A 19,627-nucleotide genomic window follows, 5' to 3' on the forward strand; every position below is an offset into this window, starting at 1 on the left:
ATTGCATAGTGTTTGGTTATGGCGTGTATACAGTTTGCAAAGTGGATAAGATCAAAAAATCAAAGACAAAGCGGGTGAAAACTAGCGTACTAACTTGTTTAATCCATCAGCAAAGGCTTTTTTGTCACGATCGCCATAAGGTTTTTGACCACTCATTTCTTGTAGTTCGAGCACGCCAGTACCGCGCATAGTATCCATGAAATCACGCATATTGAGCTTTTGCTTGATATTATTTTTATCATAAACCATACCGCGTGTCGTCAATACCATACCACCTTTGTCCAAAATGTCATTAGCCAAAGGAATGTCGCTGGTAATAGCCAGATCGCCTGGCTGTATTTGCTCAACGATATAATCATCGGCTTTATCGAACCCTGATGGCACCACGGTCATGACCAGCAGTGGTGACTTACGCAGTTTGATCGGCTGATTGGCGACGAATATTGCCATGGTTTGTGTGCGTTCAGCGGTTTTGATAATCAAATCTTTGGCAATCAATGGCACCGAATCAGCATCTACCCAAATCTGCATTATTTCTTAACCTTATCTGTTTTTCCCTTAGCGTCGATAGCCTGAGTTGTTTGGCTGTCATCGATATGGACTTCTATACTCTCTAAAATATTGTCATTGTTATTGTCAGTAGTGGTTAGACTATCTGCCGCTTCTGGCTGGCTATCAATCGCAGATGGTTTTTTCTCAAGTCCCATTTTATTGGGTAGCGTAGCGACGAGCTTGGCCAAAGCAGGTTCTAAGTCGGCAACGTCGTTTGGCATCAAGGTAATATGCGCAATTTTGCGGTCATCGCGTTCTGCTTTGTGGTAGCTATGATAGTGCGCACCATCGATATTCAGCACGGCGCTGATATCTGGATATTGCCCCAAGACATTGAGCATAATCGCTGGATGCACGTTGTCGGTATCACCTAATGGCAGATTGACGACGGCGCGAATGTGGTTTTCAAATTGGCTAGTGACAGCGCCTTCAATGCTCCAATGTCCTGAATTATGTACGCGCGGCGCAATTTCATTAGCGAGTAGCGTGTCATGACCACGCGCATCTTTGGTCACAAAGAGCTCAAGTGCCATTACACCAACATAGTCTAAATGGTTCATGATTTTGGTGATGTCATCGGTTGCTTGTTTGAATAAATGACTGGTACCAACGGCAGGCGCTTGGGTCTTGGCTAAAATACCATTATGATGATGGTTTTCGACCAAATCGTAGCAACGAACCTGACCATTTTGTGCGCGTGCGGCGATAATAGAAAGCTCACGGCTAAAGTTAATGAAACCTTCTGCAATCAAAGGTGCTGGCGTTGGCGTTAGTGAGCCCTTACCCGTAACTGCATCTTTAAGATCTTGCCATGCCGCCTTGATATCACTGTCTTGTCTAATCACGAACTGACCTTTGCCATCATAACCACCACGGCTGGTTTTTAGGACGATAGGCAGTCCTAATTCATGACAGGCTTGCTGCAAATCCGCTTCAGAGTTGACAGCCATAAAGGGCACGGTAGCAATATTAAGCGAATTGAACATTTGCTTTTCTTTTAAGCGGTCTTGAGCGATATCAAGCGCAATCAATGGCGGAAACATGCCTTGTTTGCTACCTGATTTTGACAAATCAGTCAGCTGTTCAACTGTCGCCGTCGGTGTGTTTTCAAACTCTAAGGTGAAAACCTCTGCTGCGGCGATGAAGTCTTCCAATTGATCGCTGTGAAAGACGCGGCCGTATAGGCTAGCAGGGCAGTCAGCGCTGTCTTCTAAAAACACACATTGGTAGCCAAGTGGCATCGCTGCTTCGGCAAGCATCATACCAAGCTGACCACCGCCTAAAATACCGATGGTACGAATGGTTTGGGTAACAGGGTAAGCGTTCGCTGTAGTCATGGCAGGCTCTTTGAGTTAAAAATGAATAATATTTTGGGTGTATTAAAAGGCAAAAAGTCATCTATTAAAATAGGAAAAGGTGCATTACATGCACCTTGTATTAAGTAAAACCCATCTAAAAATAAATATCAAGTAAATAGCAGCTATGTCTCAATAATGGGATTCAAGAACCACTATCAAAGACAGGTGATTAGCTATTGATAATGCCAGGCGTTGGGCTAGCAAGGATGGTATCAGTTTGCATTTGGCGTAGATTGTCCAGCTTAGTCGCAATAGTCTCATCATTCAATGCTAACACTTGAATCGCAAGCAGGGCAGCGTTGTAAGCGCCTGCTGAGCCAATCGCTAATGTGCCAACTGCGACGCCTTTAGGCATCTGTACGATAGACAAGAGACTATCCCAACCGCTGAGCATAGAAGACTTTACAGGAACACCAAACACAGGTAACGGCGTTTGGCTGGCACACATGCCAGGCAGATGAGCAGCACCGCCAGCGCCAGCGATGATAACTTGTAGACCGTTATCTTTTGCACTTTTTGCATAGTCAAACAATCTATCAGGGGTACGGTGTGCTGAAACCACTTCACAATCAAAGGCGATATCAAAGTCTGCGAGTAATTGCGCTGCCGCACTCATGGTTGCCCAATCAGATTGTGATCCCATAATAATGCCAACTTTTGGCTGACCAGCAGGGGAGGCGATAGGGCTGTTTTGATCCATCGTGTTAACAGTAGCTGTTGTGGTGCTCATGCTTTGATATCCTCAAAAAGACCATCATACAAAAGTTTTGTTGCTCTCGTAAAGCCAAGTTTGATTTTTAATAAGAAAGCGGGGGCAATAGCACCAATTTTATGGATGGGGGTTTACCGTTTTATTATGGCAATATTGGACAAAGTTACTGGCTTTTAGTGGCAATGGTTGCTCAGTATCGAGCTGATAACAAGTCAGATATCCGCTGTCTACCGCCGCTGAATAATCAGTACAGGCAACTTGTGAACTCAGTGGCTCAGGCGTGCCAGTTAGCCAATAATGACCGACAAATACCGCTTTATTCGTTTTCAGAGCGAAATCAATATTTTCAGCCAACGCCTCTGTTGGAATCTGCGCCAATGCTGATGCAGGCGCACGCGCCACCTCATAAAGAAGGCGTTTATTCAGCCCGTCAAGCCACCAGCATACTCGAACGCGCTTGCGCTCAGTGCCTTCTTTATCGACCATGACTATGCCGTCGGGTAATGCTGTTTCTACACCTTTTAACACCCGCTCTAGCGCGTCAAATGGCGCCGTGTTTTCTTTGGCAGTGGCGACTAGCCCGTGCGGCGTTAAACAGTTATCGTCAGTCAATAGCGGCTGCAATACCGCCATACTATCGACATCCCAGCAGGCATGAACAAAACAAGCGTCGTCTGTTTCAATCCATAAAGGCAGCTCATATAACCGATTAAGCCAATATTGATGACGCTCTGAGCCAAAAGCTATTTCGGCTAAAAATGCCGCATGTTGGCGTATATGTATGTCATTGTGCGAGCGCAGATATTGGCTGGAGTTATCAGGGTCAAGTGTGGCAAAGGCGAGGGCATTATATTCATGATTACCCATTATCGCATCTGCCACGTTAGCATCTAACATGGCAAAAACAATCTCTAAGGTAGCCAATTGCTGTGGTCCTCGGTCAATCAAGTCGCCGATAAATAACGCCCGATGCCCTGCTGGCGGTACAAAGTACGTGCCATTATGAACGTAACCTAGCTGCTCTAATAAGCCAATTAACTTGTCTGCGTAGCCATGAATATCACCGATAACATCTATCATCATAATAATTATCAAATTCTTAAATAGTTTGTTGAGTATAAGTTTGTGCAAAACATAACGCGACGTTAATCATCGCTTAATTACTTAAACTGTCATCATAACCCAAGTGCTCATTTCAATTTTTATCATTGAGCTTCATTAATAAACTTCATTACTAAATTTAAAGCCCAGGTGATAATAGCGCATTGATAAAATGCGGTAGGACTTGCGGTTCTAAAATAACCGTGGCAATAACCCCAAACGCGCCGCCCCACATATGCGCCATATGATTGATATTAGAGCCGCCCCGTTTGTCTGCATAGATACTATAAGCGATATAAGCGACGGCGAATAATATCGCAGGTATAGGAACAATCGCGAATAGGTAAATTTTCTCCCACGGTGCCAGCAAAATAAAAGCAAACAATACGGCTGATACACCGCCTGACGCGCCAAGGCTTAAATAGCTCGCATTGTTTTTATTCTTGAGGTAGCTTGGAATCATCGCAATGATAATGGCCAATACGTAAAAGACCACAAAACCATAGCCAAATAAGAACGGCTGATACAGCCCTTCAATAGCACGACCGAAAAAGTATAAAGTAAACATATTAAAGAGCAGGTGCATGCTATCGGCATGAATAAAGCCATGCGTGACAAAACGGTCCCACTGCCCATTATTTACCGCTGGCGGATAAAAAATAAGTCGATTAAACACTGTTTTGTTTTGCCATGCCACTACGCTGACAATAACCGTGATAATAATAATAAGGGTCGTATGATTGAACAAAGGAAAATCCTTAGGCTGCGCCTGATATGTGACAAGGTGATGAATAACAATGTTCAAAGCCTACGCATTATGGCTGAGTGCAAACTAAATAGGACTGACAAGCAATTATTAAGCATGAGCTATTTATAATAAAGTAATACTAACAGTAGTTATGACAATGCAAAAACTTATTATGTGACAAAATAGTGCATTTATATGCTTTTATAGTGAATAATATAGCAGGCTGTCAGGCAAATTGAGTAATGCTTCGTATCTTGACGGTAATGGTGGGTTAAATGAGAGCGGTATCCAAGCATACAGATGCTAACGACAAGTAAAATAAACGTTTCATGCGTTGGTAAATTTAAAATAAAGGCCGAAAGAGGCAGTAATTTATGAGTATTATCGACCAATTAGAAAAGACCGTAACGCCAGCTGTCATAGGTGAGCGCAATAGTCATGATAGTGTGGCTTACATCAGCTTATTGGAGCAGTTTTATGCCATCTTGGCATCACGTCTCGCCTTGCCGCAAGTGTACTCACAATTTATCCGCGCCGAGCAAGGGATGGTTGATAGAGTCACAGAAAGTCCACTGTTCGAGCAACTGTGGCAAGATAAAAGCATACAGCAGCTTATGATCCGAGAGCTGTCTGATACCCATCATATTGATGAGTCTACTACGTCACAGCTGCTCATCAATGCCGCGCCACTGGCTTATCGTGAGCTGACAGTATTGGCAAACGGCCAGTTTTTGCCAGCGTTTTTGCAGGGAGAGCAGGCGGCACTGCGTCAGTATTTACCGATGTGGTCAGCACCTATTATTACTGCTCCTCAAAACGTCGATAGCGCATCAGAAGCACACCCACACATCGCCGCAGATATTGATAGCGTACCAGTGCGTGACATCTCTTTGGATGGTCGGCAAAATTCTCATATAGACACCAGTACGATCGCCGCAGCGACAGCCGCTTATAAGCAAAATGCTGATACAGCAGATAAAAAAGATATTGGAAATACTGATGTAGAAAGTATGAGGATAGGTGATACCGATGGTCATTTTAGCGCTCATACTGGCGCCATTCATGCCAATCCATCCACGCATCATTTGGCAGAAAATAGCAGTATGAAGCAAGAAAAAGTGCGTACTCGCAATCAACGTAATGATTTAGTGGTACGGGTGGGTTTGTTAATAGTAGCCATTGCCGCGATAGGGCTTGCTGCTTGGGCAATATTAATCAGACCGAACAACGCGCCGCCTGTAGAAGCCGCTGCGACAGTGCCTGTTGTGGTAGCACCAACGCCTGCACCAGTAGCGCAGGTAATGACTCCCATTGAGCTCATCGTTGGCGTAGATAACAGCGGTAGTCTTTATACCTGTAGTGCTACCATTGGCGATGCAGCGTTACAAAGCACCTTGCAACAAGCGCTCAATACCAGCTTTGGTGAGCAAGCGAGTATTTGCGAATTAACAGTACAGGCTGGAGTTGCCAGTAGTATTGCCAATTTACCTGAGGAAGTACTACCCAATGTCTTGACGATGATTAGGTCTACGCCATTTGCACGCCTACATTTGCAGAATGATCGCCTTATGTTAGAAGCGCCAGATAGTATGCTCTTGCAACGACTGGTTACGGATATGCGTACTTTGATACCTGCCATGGTCATCGATAGTACTGCACCATTACCATTGCCTGAAAATAACGATGCCAATGCAATGAATAATACGAATAATGAGTTTGAAAATGAGGGAGCTGCCAATAATCAGTATGCTAATGACTATAACAACGGTGGGTCTGGAGAGTTCCAAGCAGCAGATGATGATACAGGCGATCGTATCGTACCTAATCCTGCACCCAACAATTATAGTAACAATGCCAACAATATTCCCAGTAACATTCCTAACAATACCCCTAACAATACACCGATGAATAACAGACCGTCAGGTTCTATTTCAGAATCGGAGGTAGATGATATGGCAAGCACACTCATCATCGCTGAACCTGCGCAAGTAAGGAATAAATGATTGGATAATAGAGGTGTTTAACGATTGTTTGATCAATTTATCCATTGAAACAAGTTATCAAGTAAGGATGGCGGTATAAGTTGCTTATACCGCCATTTTTTCTGTAGATACCCAGTTAGAAGTATCTAAAAAACCATAAATTATCTGAAAAAAGGATGTATTTTCTCCATTTATACATAAGTTTTACTGATCCTTTTATGGCTTCTCACTGGGTTAATGATTGGTTATGTGCCATGTTTTTGGTTACGTGTGACACTTGAAATATTACCTAACGTATCATTTGTACAACAACCTGTTGATTGTTAACACTGACTTAATACTTTTATAATGATGAAAATTGAACAGGGTCAAGATGGTTTTAGCTGTCATGGTTCTTATTTCAAATCATTATTTTATCCGGTGTTTTTTGAATATTTTAATTATATAAATCGATACTAATATAGGCATTAATAGGAGAATTGTATTATGGATATTATCAGTCATTTGACGCGTACAGTCAGCCCAGCCGTGCTGGAAGATGATCATAGTCCTGCTAAAAAAGGGCTGCTTGAACAGTTCTATGCTATTTTTGCGGCTCGCTTAGCGGATAACGATACTTATAATCGTTTTGTAAATGAGAATATCACTCGTGATGACCAAGGATTTTATGACCGTGTATGGAGCGATGATTCGCAACGTGATCAAATCGCTCGTGAGCTGGCAGGCAAGCATAATGTTGATGCAACGTCTTCGCGTGGACTGATAGCGATGGCAGCGCCACTGGCTTTTCACGAAATCAAAAGCTTGGCAGGTACTACACCAGTGCCGCAGTTCTTAAATGATAATCTCGACAGTTACCAGCGTTATATCCCTGCTTGGGCAAGCGCCGTTCTGCCAGTCGGTATGTTGGCAGCGACGCCTGCTGCTGGCGCGCGTATCTCTGATACGGTGAGCACCGCTCCATTACAACGCGAAGAAGAGCAGCAAGGCAGCTTTATGAAAGCATTGCTCCCCATTATTGGCTTGATTATTTTAGGCGCATTGGCTTGGGCTTTACTTCGTGGTTGTCAAGAGAATCCTGAGCCTGTCGCTACACCGGTGGCTACTGCCCAACAAGCAGCGCAGGGAGAGGGTCAGTTGGCAGTGGCAGGTGATATCGAGCCTGCATCATTGCGCATTGCGACTGGTGAAAATAGTGAACTGTATGCTTGCCGTATGAATGTGGGCGACGAGACCTTGCAGACCAATGTAATGAATGCGTTAACCAGTGCATTTGGTGAAGAAGCCAATAAATGCCGTGCTGATGTCGATGATAATTTTGCAGTAGATATGCCAGCGGCGGCTCAGCTAGCTACTATCTTACCTATCGTCAAAAATGTACCAAATGCGAGCATGATCATCAAAGGCGATGTGATCACTGTCAATGCGCCTGATGCAGCGGCATTAGATAAGCTAGTGGCTGACTTACAAGCGGCTGTTCCTGCGATGACCATACAAGCCGAAGGGCCATTAGATTTGCAGGGTGAGATTGATAATAGTTTGGCAGCTGCGGATGTTGCTATGACCAATCTTGGTAAAAACCCAGATCCACGTGATGTGGCTCGTGCATTGAGTATTCAGGTTATCAACTTTGAAGTGGATGAAGCGGTCATTCCTGATGTCAATAAAGAGCTGCTTGACCGCGCTGCTAAGATTATCAACGAAGTACCGAATATGAAGCTGACGATTATCGGTCATACTGACAGTCAGGCATCGGATTCTTACAATGTAGAATTGTCTCGTAATCGCGCTGAGGCAGTGAAAGAGTATTTAGTATCTCAAGGTGTTGATGCCAGTAAACTGATGACGAAAGGCATGGGTGAATCAGAACCTATCGCTGATAACTCAACGGAGCAAGGTCGCTTCCGTAATCGCCGTATTGAATTTATAGTTAATGACGAGATGGCCAGTGCAAACGATGGTATGATTATTAGTAATAACGCGCTTGACCCAGACTTAAACCCTTTGGATAGCAATAACGATGATTTATTGCCTGATGGTGATGATGCCACTCAAGGTACGGCAGTAGATCCTGCCAATTAATGTACAACAGCTTGATTGAGAGGTTATTCATTCAAAAAAAACCGCATCTTATAAAAGGTGCGGTTTTTCATTTTGTTAAGGCTATTTTTTATAAGTGGCTAATGATAAGTATCTAATGATAAGCGATTATTTATAAGCGGTCGGATCTTTTAATTCAGTAGCGTTGCGAATCGCTTGTGCCTCAGATTGAGGATTAAAAAAGGTTTGAGTCACGTTTTGCTTTGCCTGTTGCCAATAGTTGAATTGTTGGCAAGTTGATTCCAGATCACCTTGCCATGTTGGTATCTGTCCGCACATTGTTTTAATGCGGTTTTGATTGGGATAAGGCAGCTCTTGTGCGGTCTCTGCGGCTTCATGGGCGGCGACGCGATCATTACAAACCAGCGCAATATCACAACCCGCTTCAATCGCGGCTTTCACACGTGCGCTGACATCGCCCGCGGCTTGAGCACCTGCCATACATAGATCATCAGAGAATAAGACCCCATCAAACTTTAGCTGATCCCGTATGATGTCCTTGAGCCAAATTTTAGAAAAACCTGCTGCCTTGTCATCGACTTGCGAAAAAATAACATGGGCAGGCATTAAGGCATCAAGCCATGGTAGGGTTTGGGCAAAAGGCTGCATATCGCTATGCATAATCTCATCTAGGCTACGCGTATCGATGGCCTCAGCCACATGGGAGTCAGGGGCAATCGCACCATGACCGGGGAAGTGCTTACCCGTGGTTGCCATGCCAGCGGCTTTCATACCGCGCATAAACTGAGTCGCCAGCGCAATGATCGCTTGCGGCTCTTGATGAAAACTACGATCCCCGATGACTTGGCTGATGCCATCTCTGTCAAGTACTGGGGCAAAACTGAGATCAATGCCCACTGCCAACACTTCTGTTGCCATTAGATAGCCACAATCGTAAGCACAGCTTAACGCATGGCTAGGCTCTTGATTAAATAATTCCCCAAGCCTGCCCATGGCGGGTAGTGGGGTAAAGCCATTGCGCAGGCGTGCGACTCGTCCACCTTCTTGGTCGACGCCGATTAATATGTCTGGGTTGTGATAACGTATGTCGTCACACAACGCCCGTACTTGTGCCGCATCTGCAACGTTTCGAGCAAATAGAATCACCCCGCCCACCTGTGCCTGTTTGATTAAGCTGACATCTTCTGCTGTCAGTGCGGTACTATCGATATCAATCATTAAAACGCCGTACATTGCGTAATCCTTATGGTGTTATATATTGTTATATGATCAGTTCAGCTTCAAATAAATAAATGATGATAATTGGCAGTGTGCCACTATTATCAAAACTGCTTTATTATGACAGTTATTAGTAAATGAGCATAATGTGGCAGATGAATAGACTCAAATCAATTCGCGAGTGGGCATTGAATCGTCAATAAATGACCCAAATAATGATGAACAATAAATGTCATAGAAAGTTTGGTATGTGCAGGCGTAGCGTGTAAGATTGCTTATACAGTTTGAGACAGTTGGATATCTATGTGCATGATAATATTGAGTGATTTTTAACAATATATTAGCAAACAGCAATGGCATTTAGTGACCATAATCATTCAGAAAATATCGTTTTAGAAAGTATCGTTTTAGATTTTAGAAAGTATCATTGAATACATATTCGATTGATAATGGTAGATAAGTATTTCGTGACTTAAAGATAAAGCATTTATAGGCGGCGATTGATTCAGTCACTTTTGATTTTTATAAAACAAATAATATTATTAACGTAAAATAACTAGGTATATATGATGAAAAAACAACCAGCACAGTGGTTACTCAGTGCAGCGTCAGTGGGCATCGCCGGTATTATTCTCACCCAGAGCTACGGGACGGCAATGGCCGATACCAATACTGAAGGCTTTGTACAAACCCCTGAACAAAAAGTCACCACTCGCCAAGTAGCCGCATTGCTGGATCGTAGCCACTATTTGAATCAGCCGCTAGATAGCAAAACGGGCAGCGAAATCTTGTCTATGTATATCGATAGCCTTGACCCAAACCATACGTTGTTTTTACAGTCTGATGTGGATGAGTTTAAGAAAAAATACGCCGATGAATTCGGTGCTCGCCTCAAGCGTGGCGACTTATCTGCAGGAGTAGAGGTCTTTGAACGCTATCGCAAACGCTCAAATGAGTATTTTGCGATGGCGAGCAAGATGCTAAAAACCGATATCGATTTGACGAGTGATGATACGATCGTGCTCGACCGTGAAAAACTTAATCATTTTAAAACCAAAAAAGAGCAGCGTGATTATTGGACGCGTCAGCTGAAGTTTCAGCTGATGAGTATTACCTTGGGTCAAGAAGATGAAAAAGCCAAAGAAAAAGTATTTCTGAGCAATCCAGATATTACTCGTGGGCAAGATTTGGTGCGCAACGACCAACGTACACCAAGCGAGATTTTACAAAATCGTTTATCGCGACAGCAAGAGCAGTTTAAGCGTCTCACAAACGATGAAATCATGGAAACCATCTTAAATACGGCGATGCTGACTTACGATCCGCACAGTAATTATTATGCACCGATTCAGGCCAACGAATTACAAATCCAATCTAGCCTACAATTGGAAGGCATTGGCGTTTCTATTCGCCCTGATCGTAAAAACCCAGATTATACTCGCATCGTGACCTTGGTCGATGGTGGTCCAGCAGCCAAATCTGGTCAGATTAAACCCAACGATTTGATTATCGGTATTGCCAAAGATGGCGAGAACATGACAGATGTAGTTGGCTGGTCAACGCGTGAGATTGTGAGCTTGATTCGCGGCAAACGTGGTACGTCAGTGACCATCAAAGTGCGTCAGCCAAATACGCCTGATGCCAGTGCCCGTAACGTGACGGTGGTTCGTGACATTATTCAACAAGAAGAGTCAGGGGTTACCCAGCGCGTGGTAGAAGTACAGCGCCCTAATATTGATAAAACGCCAAAACGCATCGGCGTCCTTGAGATACCAAGCTTTTATCTGAATTATCAGGCACGCCGTAACGGTGAGGATTATCGCAGCGTCAGTATCGATACCGAAAAAGCATTGAAAGCATTGAATAAAGAAAATATTGATGGCCTCGTGGTTGATTTGCGCAATAATCCAGGTGGTTCATTGGATGAAGTAGCAAAAATGCTTGGCTTCTTTATCAAGAGCGGACCGATGGTGCAAATCCGTGACAATCGCGGCAACATTCAGGTCTACCGTGACGATGATGGCGGTGAGCAACTTTATGATGGCAAAGTGGTCGTTATTACCAACCTAGCGTCTGCCTCAGCCAGTGAGATATTTGCCGCGGCTATCCAAGATTACGGTCGTGGGCTAGTGGTTGGCAGTACGACAACGGGTAAAGGTTCAGCGCAGATTCAACTCGATAATTTGGCATTGGGTTCAGCCACTTTAACGCAGCGCAAATTCTATCGCATCACTGGTGGTAGTACGCAGAATAAAGGTGTGGTACCTGATGTAGAGTTGGTCAATATCTACGATGATGCCACTTTTGGTGAACGTGCGCAGAAAAAAGCGTTGCCTTGGGATACCATCAAAACGGCGCCTTACAAGCCTGAAGGTAAGTTCACTGATACGACGCTGGCGACACTTAACCAGCAGTCTAAAATTCGTCAAGAGCAAAACCCACAGTTTGTTTATCTATCAGCGCTAAACAACATTCGCGATATGGAAGACGAGAAAAAACCAATTCCACTTGATATCAATAGCCGCCGAGCTAAGATGCAATTGATTGAAAAGCGTTCACTAGAGGCTGAAAATAAACGTCTTATTGCAACGGGTGAGCGCCCTTATGCCAATTGGAACACCTATCAAGCAGCAATGGATGCAAAATTTGAAGAGCGCAGCCGCATGAAAGCCAAGGAGCGCCCAGAGTTACCTGAAGACGAAGCCTTCATCAATGAAGCGGCCTATATTATGCTAAGCGCTGAACCTAAAGCATTGTTAAGCCCTGAAGAGAAGCTATAAACGGTCAGTATTGTCAGCCAAAAAGGCTGTGATTAAAGTCCATGTAAGCATATGCTTACATGGATTGACGTTTATACCTCTTACTAACCATGAGGCAATCTGCGATTATAACTGTACGGCACGATTGAACGAAAAGGTTCATTGATACTAGGGATTGGTATCTCAAAGGTCGCATCAGGGATAGGTGGTTTGCTGATTAAGGATGATAAGGCTGGATGCCTGTCAGTTATAGGATACTCCGGGATTAGGTATCATGTAACGATAACATGGATGGTTAGTGATAAAAGCCGCATAACGCTTGTCGTTATGCGGCTTTGTTACGTCTGCTATATATTAATTGAGAAACACGCCTAACTAGCTAATAGATCCTAATAGGTAACACAGTAGCAGTGAATAGTTTGTAAGCCTGTCAGGTTACTTAATGTACACCTAAGAGGCTCATATTTTAAAAAGGTGATTGTGATAAATAATAGCCATAAAAAAAGGTCAGTAGACAAAGCCACTGACCTTTTTTGAACAAATAGCAGTCTTAATAAAGACTGCCATTTAACATTTTACTATACTCTAGAAGAGATTAGTGCTCAACGCCACCAGCGCCATGGACATGACCATGGTTTAGTTCGTCTTCAGTTGCTGCACGCACTTCTTGGATTTCAACATCAAACGTCAAACGCTTACCAGCCAATGGATGGTTTGCATCAACGGTCACTTCTTTGTCATTTACTTCAGTAACGGTAACTAGCATTACTTGTCCGCCAGCTTCTGACTGAAACTGCATACCCGGCTGGATATCGTCAACGCCTTGGAAGTTATCACGTGGTACATGTTGTACCGCTTGCTCTTGATATTCGCCGTAGCCATCAGCAGGTTCAACAACAGCATTGACTTGTTCGCCAGCAGATTTACCTTCTAGCTGTTGCTCAAGGCCTGGAATGATGTTGCTGTGGCCATGCAAATACGCAAGTGGTTGACCTTCTGGTGATTGGTCAAGAATGTTGCCTTCGTCGTCTTTTAGTGTGTAATTGAATTTGACGGCAGTGTCTTTTGCAATAATAGTCATAAGTTATCCTAAATATATCTATGTAAAAAATTAAATACGGTTGCAATAAACCTAAAAAATCCAATCAGCAAGCCAAATAGCTACGTCATTAGTCAATTATCATCAGTTTATTAAAGTAACTTTAGCAGTTAGCATCTTTAATTGAGATGGCTCATATAACTTTCAAGGTAAAAACAATAAAAAATGCTATTTTATACTGATAAATGTCGTTTTTTATGAAAATAAACACAGTTTTTTGTGGTTTGAAGACCGTAAATGGATATTCGGGGTTTGCCAGTTGCGTTTTTGGACAATGGCTTTTACCATAATGATATAAATAAGGATAAAAAAACAATGACTTCATTTGCCAATCACTCACGCAATCAGCTATCAGATACCAATCCAATCAATGATAACCATAAAGCAAAAACTGATATCAATTATCGACTCAATTTCGAGCGTTTTTCTGAGCACTTGGTTGATGTGTCGCTCAATTTTACGGCAATAAATGATGCACCTCAACTTTGGATGCCAGCGTGGATACCAGGCAGTTATCTGATGCGTGAGTTTGCGCGCAACATTACCGCGGTGCATTATCAGGTGTTAGACAGTCAAATCATGGATGATGATAATCATCCTAAGGTTTATCGCGCGCACAAAATAGATAAAAACACGTGGCAATTACCAAAAGCCAAGGCAGGGCAAGCCATCGGTGTCCACTATGAAGTCTACTGCTATGATTTATCGGTACGTACTGCCTATGTCGATCAGCAACGTTTGTATGGGAATTTCACCTCACTGGCATTGGCTGTAGAAGGGCAGGAGCATCGAGCTGTACAAGTCAGTTTAGCAGTGCCAGCAGCATTTTTAGCAGGTAAAGACGAGAGTCGGCTGCTATTGGCATGTGGGTTAGAGTCTACTCATCTACGTCTTGATGGGCAGCATAGCTATGGACTACAAGCAGGCAGTTATCACGACCTTATTGATTACCCGTTTGAGATTGCAGAGCAAGATAAGTTTGACTTTATTATTCAAGGCAGTACGCATCAGACGCTACATCATCGTTTTTATCTCTCAGGTAAGCACAGCGCCAATATGGGCAGGCTACAGCAGGATGTCACTCAGATCTGTCAGTGCTATTTAGATTGGTTGGGTGATGCGCCATTTAATGATTATACGTTTATGACCTTTGCCAGTGGTCAGGATTATGGTGGGCTTGAGCATATCAATTCGACCAGTCTCATTACGCCGCGCCGAGACTTACCAACTCTTGATGAGCCAAAAATACCAAGCGCCGATTATCAGCGATTTTTGGGCTTATGCAGCCATGAGTATTTTCATTCGTGGTGGGTCAAAACGGTACGCCCAGATGTTATGTTGGATGTCGATTTGCGCCACGAGGCATTTACACCACTGCTATGGGTATTTGAGGGCTTTACTTCGTATATCGATGACTTTATGTTGCAAGCGTCGGGCGTGATTGATAAGCCAAGCTATCTCAAGCTACTGGCTGAGCAAATTAATCGTTACTATCAAACCGCGGGTCGCGCGTATCAAAGCGTTGCAGAGTCGAGCTTTGATGCGTGGATTAAGCTATACCGTAACGATGAAAATACAGGCAACGCTGGTATCAGTTATTACAACAAAGGCGCATTGGTAGCCTTATGCTTGGATTTGACGCTGCTCCAAAAGAGCAATGGTCGCTATCGTCTGTTTGATGTGGTTAAGGCTTTTTATACTCAAGCAAAGCAAAACGACAATAAACGCATTGGCATCAATAGTGCTGATATGGGTACAGTCATTGGGCAGTTCATGCCCATAGAGGATTGGGAAGACTTTGAGTATCGTTATGTCAATGGTGTTGAAGAGTTGCCAATTGAAGCGCTGCTGGCGGCAAACGGCATTAGCATGCATAGCAATAGCAAAGAGACGGCTGACAAGCATGTGCCTTGGGGCATGCGCTGTACTGAGACGCCCGCTGGACTCAAAGTCAATCGCGTGACACGTGCTAGTGTCGCTGCTAGAGCGGGTATTTCAGCGAACGATGTCATTGTGGCGCTTGACGGTATCAAAGCTGACAGTAAACAATTGGCGTTGCTAAGTAATGTGGAGCGTGATATTGAGTGTCATCTGTTTCGCCGTGATGAGTTGATGCGTGTTAATGTGCTGCCTAAAGCGGCTGATGAAGCCATTGACAAAGCATCTCCGCATAAAGTGAGCTTGCACTTGGCAAAAGCAAATCAATCGTCAGGAGTCAGTGATAATTCTTCTCCAGTCGAAGCAGGCTGGCAAGCATGGCTTAACGCTATAGAGCGTTATCAAAGTTAAATACATTGCTAAATATATTAATGTGAATGTATTTGTTCTCACTATTCTGGTCAATAATTGATTAAAAGTAAAAGCCCCCGCTAAATAATATTATTTGGCAGGGGCTTTGTGTAATGACTGGTAGTCTTTTTCAGGTGTGCTAAAAATTAACAGCTAGGTCAGCGTTTAATAATTCAGCACCTAAGAAGCAGCTTGCTCAGATTGCTGATGATTATCCGCTTCACCTGTGCCCTGTGTCTCTTTAATCTTGTTATCGGCATTAGCGTCTACAATCCATTGTTGCATATGCTCAATCTCAGTCTGCTGACCATCGATGATATCTTGTGCCAATTGACGCATCTCTTCGTCAGTGCCATATTTCAGCTGAATGTTTGCCATCTCTACCGCGCCAATGTGATGCGGCAGCATACCACGTGCAAATGCCATGTCAGGCACAGGATCGGCGATACCCAATACCATCTCGCCATTTAAGACATCCATGCTTCTGGCATACGCTTGCTGCATCGCTTCAGTATTGTGTTTAGGTTTGGCTGTATCAGGGTGGCTAGCAAGCCATTTATTCAAAATATCGATTTCAACTTGCTGAGCGGCGATAATCTCTTGTGCCAATTGACGCATCTCTTCGTCAGTACCATATTTCAGCTGAATTTTTGCCATTTCTACGGCACCGCGGTGGTGTCCAAGCATCGCTTTAGCAAAGGCTGTATCAGGATCGTTATAACCCATACCGATCATCATCTCATCATGCATTCTAGTCATCGACCTTGTATAGTCTCTGAGTATATCGGTCATTTGGCTCTCATCCGCGCTGTTTTCGCCAGCTGCTAGTTCGTTGTCAGCGTCAACGTCATTTGGAGTATCGACGATATCAGTCACAGGTGGGGTCGCTGCATTAGGATCTGTGTCATCGTTGTCTTTTGTCGGCTGACAGGCGCTCAGTATAAGCGCCGTAGAAACGCTAGTGGCCAACAAGATCCAACGACGAAAAACAAACATAACATATCCCTATAATAAAAAATTAAATGATAAGTGGATGAGACTTATGATACCTAAATAATGGTGCTCTGAAGCTTAGCAGATAAACCTTGCTCGTTCGAGACGCGATGTTTAGCAAGTCGTAATTGGTTTTAATGGATATCAAAGCCAATGACTAAGACGTATTCTTATTTAAAAAAGCTGATAGAAATGAGGACATGCCCTAATAAGCAGATGCCAGTCACAAGTAATCAGCAATGAGATATCAGTAGATTGGTAGTAATAATCAATCAAGAATGCCTAATTGCTGACAGCGTTCGCTAGTGAGATGAATGCGCACAAACTCACCAACGGCTAAATCACCCAATTCGAACCCTGCTACTGACCAGCGTATCAAACGCAGACAAGGCAGTCCAACCTGCGCTGTCATACGTCTGACTTGGCGATTCTTACCTTCATAAATCGTCAGCATGAGCCATGAAGTCGGTACATTCTTACGCTCACGAATAGGCGGCTCACGTTGCCATAAATCAATGGGTAAGTTTGTCTCTTCTACCATGAGAGCCGTCGCCGGTAGTGTCTTGCCATCTTTTAATTGTACGCCAGAGGCAAGCTCATTCAACTGCGCTGGCGTTGCTGTGCCTTCAACTTGCACCAAGTAAGTTTTGCCCTGCTTATGACGGTTTTTTGCAAAATTAGCAGCAGAAGGTGGCTGGGTAATGGCTTTATTGACTCGACCATCACTCGTTAAAATCAGCAAACCCTCTGAGGTGGCATCAAGCCTACCAGCAATCCGTAAAGACTTATCGGTAAAATACTGTGATAGGGTGGTGTGATCATTGTTGCTGTCATCACGAAACTGACTTTGCACCCCATAAGGTTTATTGAATAAAATCAGACTAGAGGTTGACATGGTTTGGGATTTCCTAAATTTGAATCATTATTTTGTGCGTATTTTGAGGTTAGAGCGTGTCCTCAATTTACGATTTTTAAAACGAGGACACACCCTAATAAAACGTTATTTTTTTAAATCAACGCTATAAGCTGCAAATTTGTTGATTTTATATAAAGTATCTTTGTTATTTTGCGCGTTATTATAACAGTCTGTGTGGATGCTATTTTACTAAAGGGATTTTTACAGTATCGTTAAGTCAATAAATCGTTAAGTCAATAAATGATTATTCAGTGCATCGCTATTTCACTTATTCATTTTTTAAACCATTTATCAGCATATCGCAACTTACCTATTGCTCAGACCTATTGCTCAAGGTTTTTAGTTTGGCTAACCCGCATTTAAAGCGTTATAAATAATCACAATAGAGTGGCTAGCATAACAGAGTGCTAAGGATGCTTGCGATATCTAACATACAACCAAGGAGTTTTATCCATGTCTTATGAGAAGGTTATCGTCCCAAGAGACGGCGAAAAAATTACCGTAAATGCTGATCTTTCGCTAAATGTACCCAATCATCCTATCATCCCGTTCGTTGAAGGGGATGGTATCGGGATCGATATCACGCCGGTCATGATAAAAGTGGTCAATGCGGCCGTGGAGAAAGCTTATCATGGCAAACAGTCCATCATTTGGATGGAGGCTTATCTCGGCGAAAAAGCCGCTAAAATATACGATGGTGACTATCTGCCAAGCGAGACGCTAGAGATTTTAAAAGACTATATTATCAGTATCAAAGGCCCATTGACCACGCCAGTTGGCGGTGGCTTTCGCTCATTGAATGTGGCGGTACGTCAAGAGCTTGACCTCTATGTCTGTCAACGCCCAGTTCGTTGGTTTGAAGGTGTACCAAGTCCTGTTCAGCATCCTGAGCTGACAGATATGGTCATTTTCCGTGAAAACTCAGAAGATATCTATGCAGGTATCGAATGGAAAGCGGGCAGTGAGGATGCTAAGAAAATCATCAAATTTTTAAAAGAAGAGATGGGCGTTACGAAGATCCGCTTCGATGATGATTGCGGTATCGGCATCAAGCCAGTATCCAAAGAAGGTTCGCAGCGTCTGGTGCGTAAAGCCATTCAACACGCTATCGATAACGATTTGCCCAGTGTGACTTTAGTGCACAAAGGCAATATTATGAAGTATACCGAAGGCGCATTTAAGGAATGGGGCTATGAGCTGGCCGCAGAACGCTTCGATGCAGAATTATTAGATGGTGGTCCTTGGATGACAATGAAAAATCCAAAAACAGGCAATGATATTATTATCAAAGACGTCATTGCTGATGCCTTTTTGCAGCAAATCTTGATGCGTCCTGCGGATTATTCAGTCGTTGCGACGCTAAACTTAAACGGTGATTATATCTCTGATGCCTTAGCAGCCGAGGTGGGCGGTATTGGTATCGCACCGGGCGCTAACAAAGGCGGCGCAATTGCGGTTTATGAGGCAACTCATGGCACAGCACCTAAATACGCGGGTCAGAATAAAGTAAATCCTGGCTCATTGATTTTATCAGCTGAGATGATGTTACGAGACATGGGCTGGACAGAAGCCGCTGATCTCATTATCAGTGGTATCCAAGGTGCTATCGCTAACAAAACAGTCACTTATGACTTTGAGCGCCTCATGCCAGATGCTATCTTACTCAGTACTTCTGAGTTTGGTAAAGCGGTTATCAAGCACATGGATGTTTAAAAAGTATATAGAGCTGAGTCAGCTGTTATCAGAATTTTATAGTATTGATAAAAGTATCAATATTCACAAAAGTATTGATAAACATATCAATGTTAAAAAGCCACCTACAGTTATGTAGGTGGCTTT

The 19,627-nt window shown here is 43.5% G+C and carries 14 protein-coding genes; 5 read left to right on the top strand and 9 right to left on the bottom strand.

The features are described from left to right. Nucleotides 1–81 precede the first annotated feature (81 nt). The 5 genes from C8D84_RS11815 to C8D84_RS11835 form a co-directional block, all read right to left on the bottom strand. Nucleotides 82–531, bottom strand: coding sequence for a YaiI/YqxD family protein (locus tag C8D84_RS11815; RefSeq protein ID WP_109592368.1), 450 nt, complete (start codon nucleotides 529–531; stop codon nucleotides 82–84). Continuing rightward, nucleotides 531–1,889: a 5-(carboxyamino)imidazole ribonucleotide synthase gene (locus C8D84_RS11820; RefSeq protein ID WP_109592370.1), complete on the bottom strand. Its 1,359-nt coding sequence runs from the start codon at nucleotides 1,887–1,889 to the stop codon at nucleotides 531–533. The genes C8D84_RS11815 and C8D84_RS11820 overlap by 1 nt, the downstream gene beginning before the upstream one ends. A gap of 190 nt (nucleotides 1,890–2,079) precedes the next feature. Further along, a complete protein-coding gene (gene purE / locus C8D84_RS11825) occupies nucleotides 2,080–2,640 on the bottom strand; it encodes a 5-(carboxyamino)imidazole ribonucleotide mutase (protein WP_109592372.1) in 561 nt (186 codons plus the stop codon). A 99-nt stretch (nucleotides 2,641–2,739) separates the two neighbouring features. Next, nucleotides 2,740–3,705, bottom strand: a complete 966-nt coding sequence (locus C8D84_RS11830; RefSeq protein WP_109592374.1) for a metallophosphoesterase — start codon at nucleotides 3,703–3,705, stop codon at nucleotides 2,740–2,742. 157 nt (nucleotides 3,706–3,862) lie between these two features. After that, nucleotides 3,863–4,471 carry a rhomboid family intramembrane serine protease gene (locus C8D84_RS11835; protein ID WP_109592376.1) on the bottom strand — a complete coding sequence of 203 codons (609 nt, stop codon included), beginning with the start codon at nucleotides 4,469–4,471 and terminating at the stop codon, nucleotides 3,863–3,865. A gap of 374 nt (nucleotides 4,472–4,845) precedes the next feature. Here C8D84_RS11835 and C8D84_RS11840 point away from each other — a divergent pair, with 374 nt between their 5' ends. Both C8D84_RS11840 and C8D84_RS11845 read left to right on the top strand, forming a co-directional pair. Next, complete coding sequence (locus tag C8D84_RS11840; protein WP_109592378.1) at nucleotides 4,846–6,474, top strand: hypothetical protein; 1,629 nt, start codon at nucleotides 4,846–4,848, stop codon at nucleotides 6,472–6,474. A gap of 465 nt (nucleotides 6,475–6,939) precedes the next feature. Then, nucleotides 6,940–8,535 (top strand): OmpA family protein, encoded by a 1,596-nt coding sequence (locus C8D84_RS11845; protein WP_109592380.1) that lies wholly within the window; start codon nucleotides 6,940–6,942, stop codon nucleotides 8,533–8,535. Between the two features lie 126 nt (nucleotides 8,536–8,661). On the opposite strand, the gene nagZ is transcribed toward C8D84_RS11845, so the two are convergent. Then, on the bottom strand, nucleotides 8,662–9,747 hold the full coding sequence (gene nagZ / locus C8D84_RS11850; RefSeq protein WP_055123472.1) for a beta-N-acetylhexosaminidase: 1,086 nt from the start codon (nucleotides 9,745–9,747) through the stop codon (nucleotides 8,662–8,664). A 554-nt stretch (nucleotides 9,748–10,301) separates the two neighbouring features. Here nagZ and C8D84_RS11855 point away from each other — a divergent pair. Next, nucleotides 10,302–12,512 (top strand): carboxy terminal-processing peptidase, encoded by a 2,211-nt coding sequence (locus C8D84_RS11855; protein WP_045443512.1) that lies wholly within the window; start codon nucleotides 10,302–10,304, stop codon nucleotides 12,510–12,512. Nucleotides 12,513–13,086: 574 nt separating this feature from the next. On the opposite strand, the gene C8D84_RS11860 is transcribed toward C8D84_RS11855, so the two are convergent. Then, nucleotides 13,087–13,572 carry an FKBP-type peptidyl-prolyl cis-trans isomerase gene (locus C8D84_RS11860; RefSeq protein WP_060490376.1) on the bottom strand — a complete coding sequence of 162 codons (486 nt, stop codon included), beginning with the start codon at nucleotides 13,570–13,572 and terminating at the stop codon, nucleotides 13,087–13,089. Nucleotides 13,573–13,905: 333 nt separating this feature from the next. Here C8D84_RS11860 and C8D84_RS11865 point away from each other — a divergent pair, with 333 nt between their 5' ends. Next, on the top strand, nucleotides 13,906–15,879 hold the full coding sequence (locus tag C8D84_RS11865; protein ID WP_109592404.1) for a M61 family metallopeptidase: 1,974 nt from the start codon (nucleotides 13,906–13,908) through the stop codon (nucleotides 15,877–15,879). 180 nt (nucleotides 15,880–16,059) lie between these two features. Here C8D84_RS11865 and copM read toward each other — a convergent pair whose 3' ends face one another. Both copM and C8D84_RS11875 read right to left on the bottom strand, forming a co-directional pair. Further along, the gene (gene copM, locus C8D84_RS11870; protein ID WP_109592382.1) at nucleotides 16,060–16,875 is read right to left on the bottom strand and encodes a CopM family metallochaperone; all 816 of its coding nucleotides are present in this window, start codon (nucleotides 16,873–16,875) and stop codon (nucleotides 16,060–16,062) included. A 265-nt stretch (nucleotides 16,876–17,140) separates the two neighbouring features. Beyond that, a complete protein-coding gene (locus C8D84_RS11875; RefSeq protein ID WP_060490377.1) occupies nucleotides 17,141–17,767 on the bottom strand; it encodes a pseudouridine synthase in 627 nt (208 codons plus the stop codon). Nucleotides 17,768–18,241: 474 nt separating this feature from the next. On the opposite strand from C8D84_RS11875, the gene icd reads away from it, so the two are divergent. After that, nucleotides 18,242–19,501, top strand: coding sequence for an NADP-dependent isocitrate dehydrogenase (gene icd / locus C8D84_RS11880; RefSeq protein WP_109592384.1), 1,260 nt, complete (start codon nucleotides 18,242–18,244; stop codon nucleotides 19,499–19,501). Nucleotides 19,502–19,627 lie beyond the last annotated feature (126 nt).

Source organism: Psychrobacter immobilis, from assembly GCF_003148585.1.
Taxonomy (GTDB): Bacteria; Pseudomonadota; Gammaproteobacteria; order Pseudomonadales; family Moraxellaceae; genus Psychrobacter; species Psychrobacter immobilis.

What these genes read in the sequence shown, in the direction of transcription:
- icd (WP_109592384.1), top strand. Translation starts at nt 18,242, where the DNA reads ATGTCTTATGAGAAGGTTATCGTCCCAAGAGACGGCGAAAAAATTACC.
- C8D84_RS11830 (WP_109592374.1), bottom strand. Translation starts at nt 3,705, where the DNA reads ATGATGATAGATGTTATCGGTGATATTCATGGCTACGCAGACAAGTTA.
- purE (WP_109592372.1), bottom strand. Translation starts at nt 2,640, where the DNA reads ATGAGCACCACAACAGCTACTGTTAACACGATGGATCAAAACAGCCCT.
- copM (WP_109592382.1), bottom strand. Translation starts at nt 16,875, where the DNA reads ATGTTTGTTTTTCGTCGTTGGATCTTGTTGGCCACTAGCGTTTCTACG.
- C8D84_RS11855 (WP_045443512.1), top strand. Translation starts at nt 10,302, where the DNA reads ATGAAAAAACAACCAGCACAGTGGTTACTCAGTGCAGCGTCAGTGGGC.
- C8D84_RS11820 (WP_109592370.1), bottom strand. Translation starts at nt 1,889, where the DNA reads ATGACTACAGCGAACGCTTACCCTGTTACCCAAACCATTCGTACCATC.
- C8D84_RS11860 (WP_060490376.1), bottom strand. Translation starts at nt 13,572, where the DNA reads ATGACTATTATTGCAAAAGACACTGCCGTCAAATTCAATTACACACTA.
- C8D84_RS11815 (WP_109592368.1), bottom strand. Translation starts at nt 531, where the DNA reads ATGCAGATTTGGGTAGATGCTGATTCGGTGCCATTGATTGCCAAAGAT.
- C8D84_RS11845 (WP_109592380.1), top strand. Translation starts at nt 6,940, where the DNA reads ATGGATATTATCAGTCATTTGACGCGTACAGTCAGCCCAGCCGTGCTG.
- C8D84_RS11875 (WP_060490377.1), bottom strand. Translation starts at nt 17,767, where the DNA reads ATGTCAACCTCTAGTCTGATTTTATTCAATAAACCTTATGGGGTGCAA.
- C8D84_RS11865 (WP_109592404.1), top strand. Translation starts at nt 13,906, where the DNA reads ATGACTTCATTTGCCAATCACTCACGCAATCAGCTATCAGATACCAAT.
- nagZ (WP_055123472.1), bottom strand. Translation starts at nt 9,747, where the DNA reads ATGTACGGCGTTTTAATGATTGATATCGATAGTACCGCACTGACAGCA.
- C8D84_RS11840 (WP_109592378.1), top strand. Translation starts at nt 4,846, where the DNA reads ATGAGTATTATCGACCAATTAGAAAAGACCGTAACGCCAGCTGTCATA.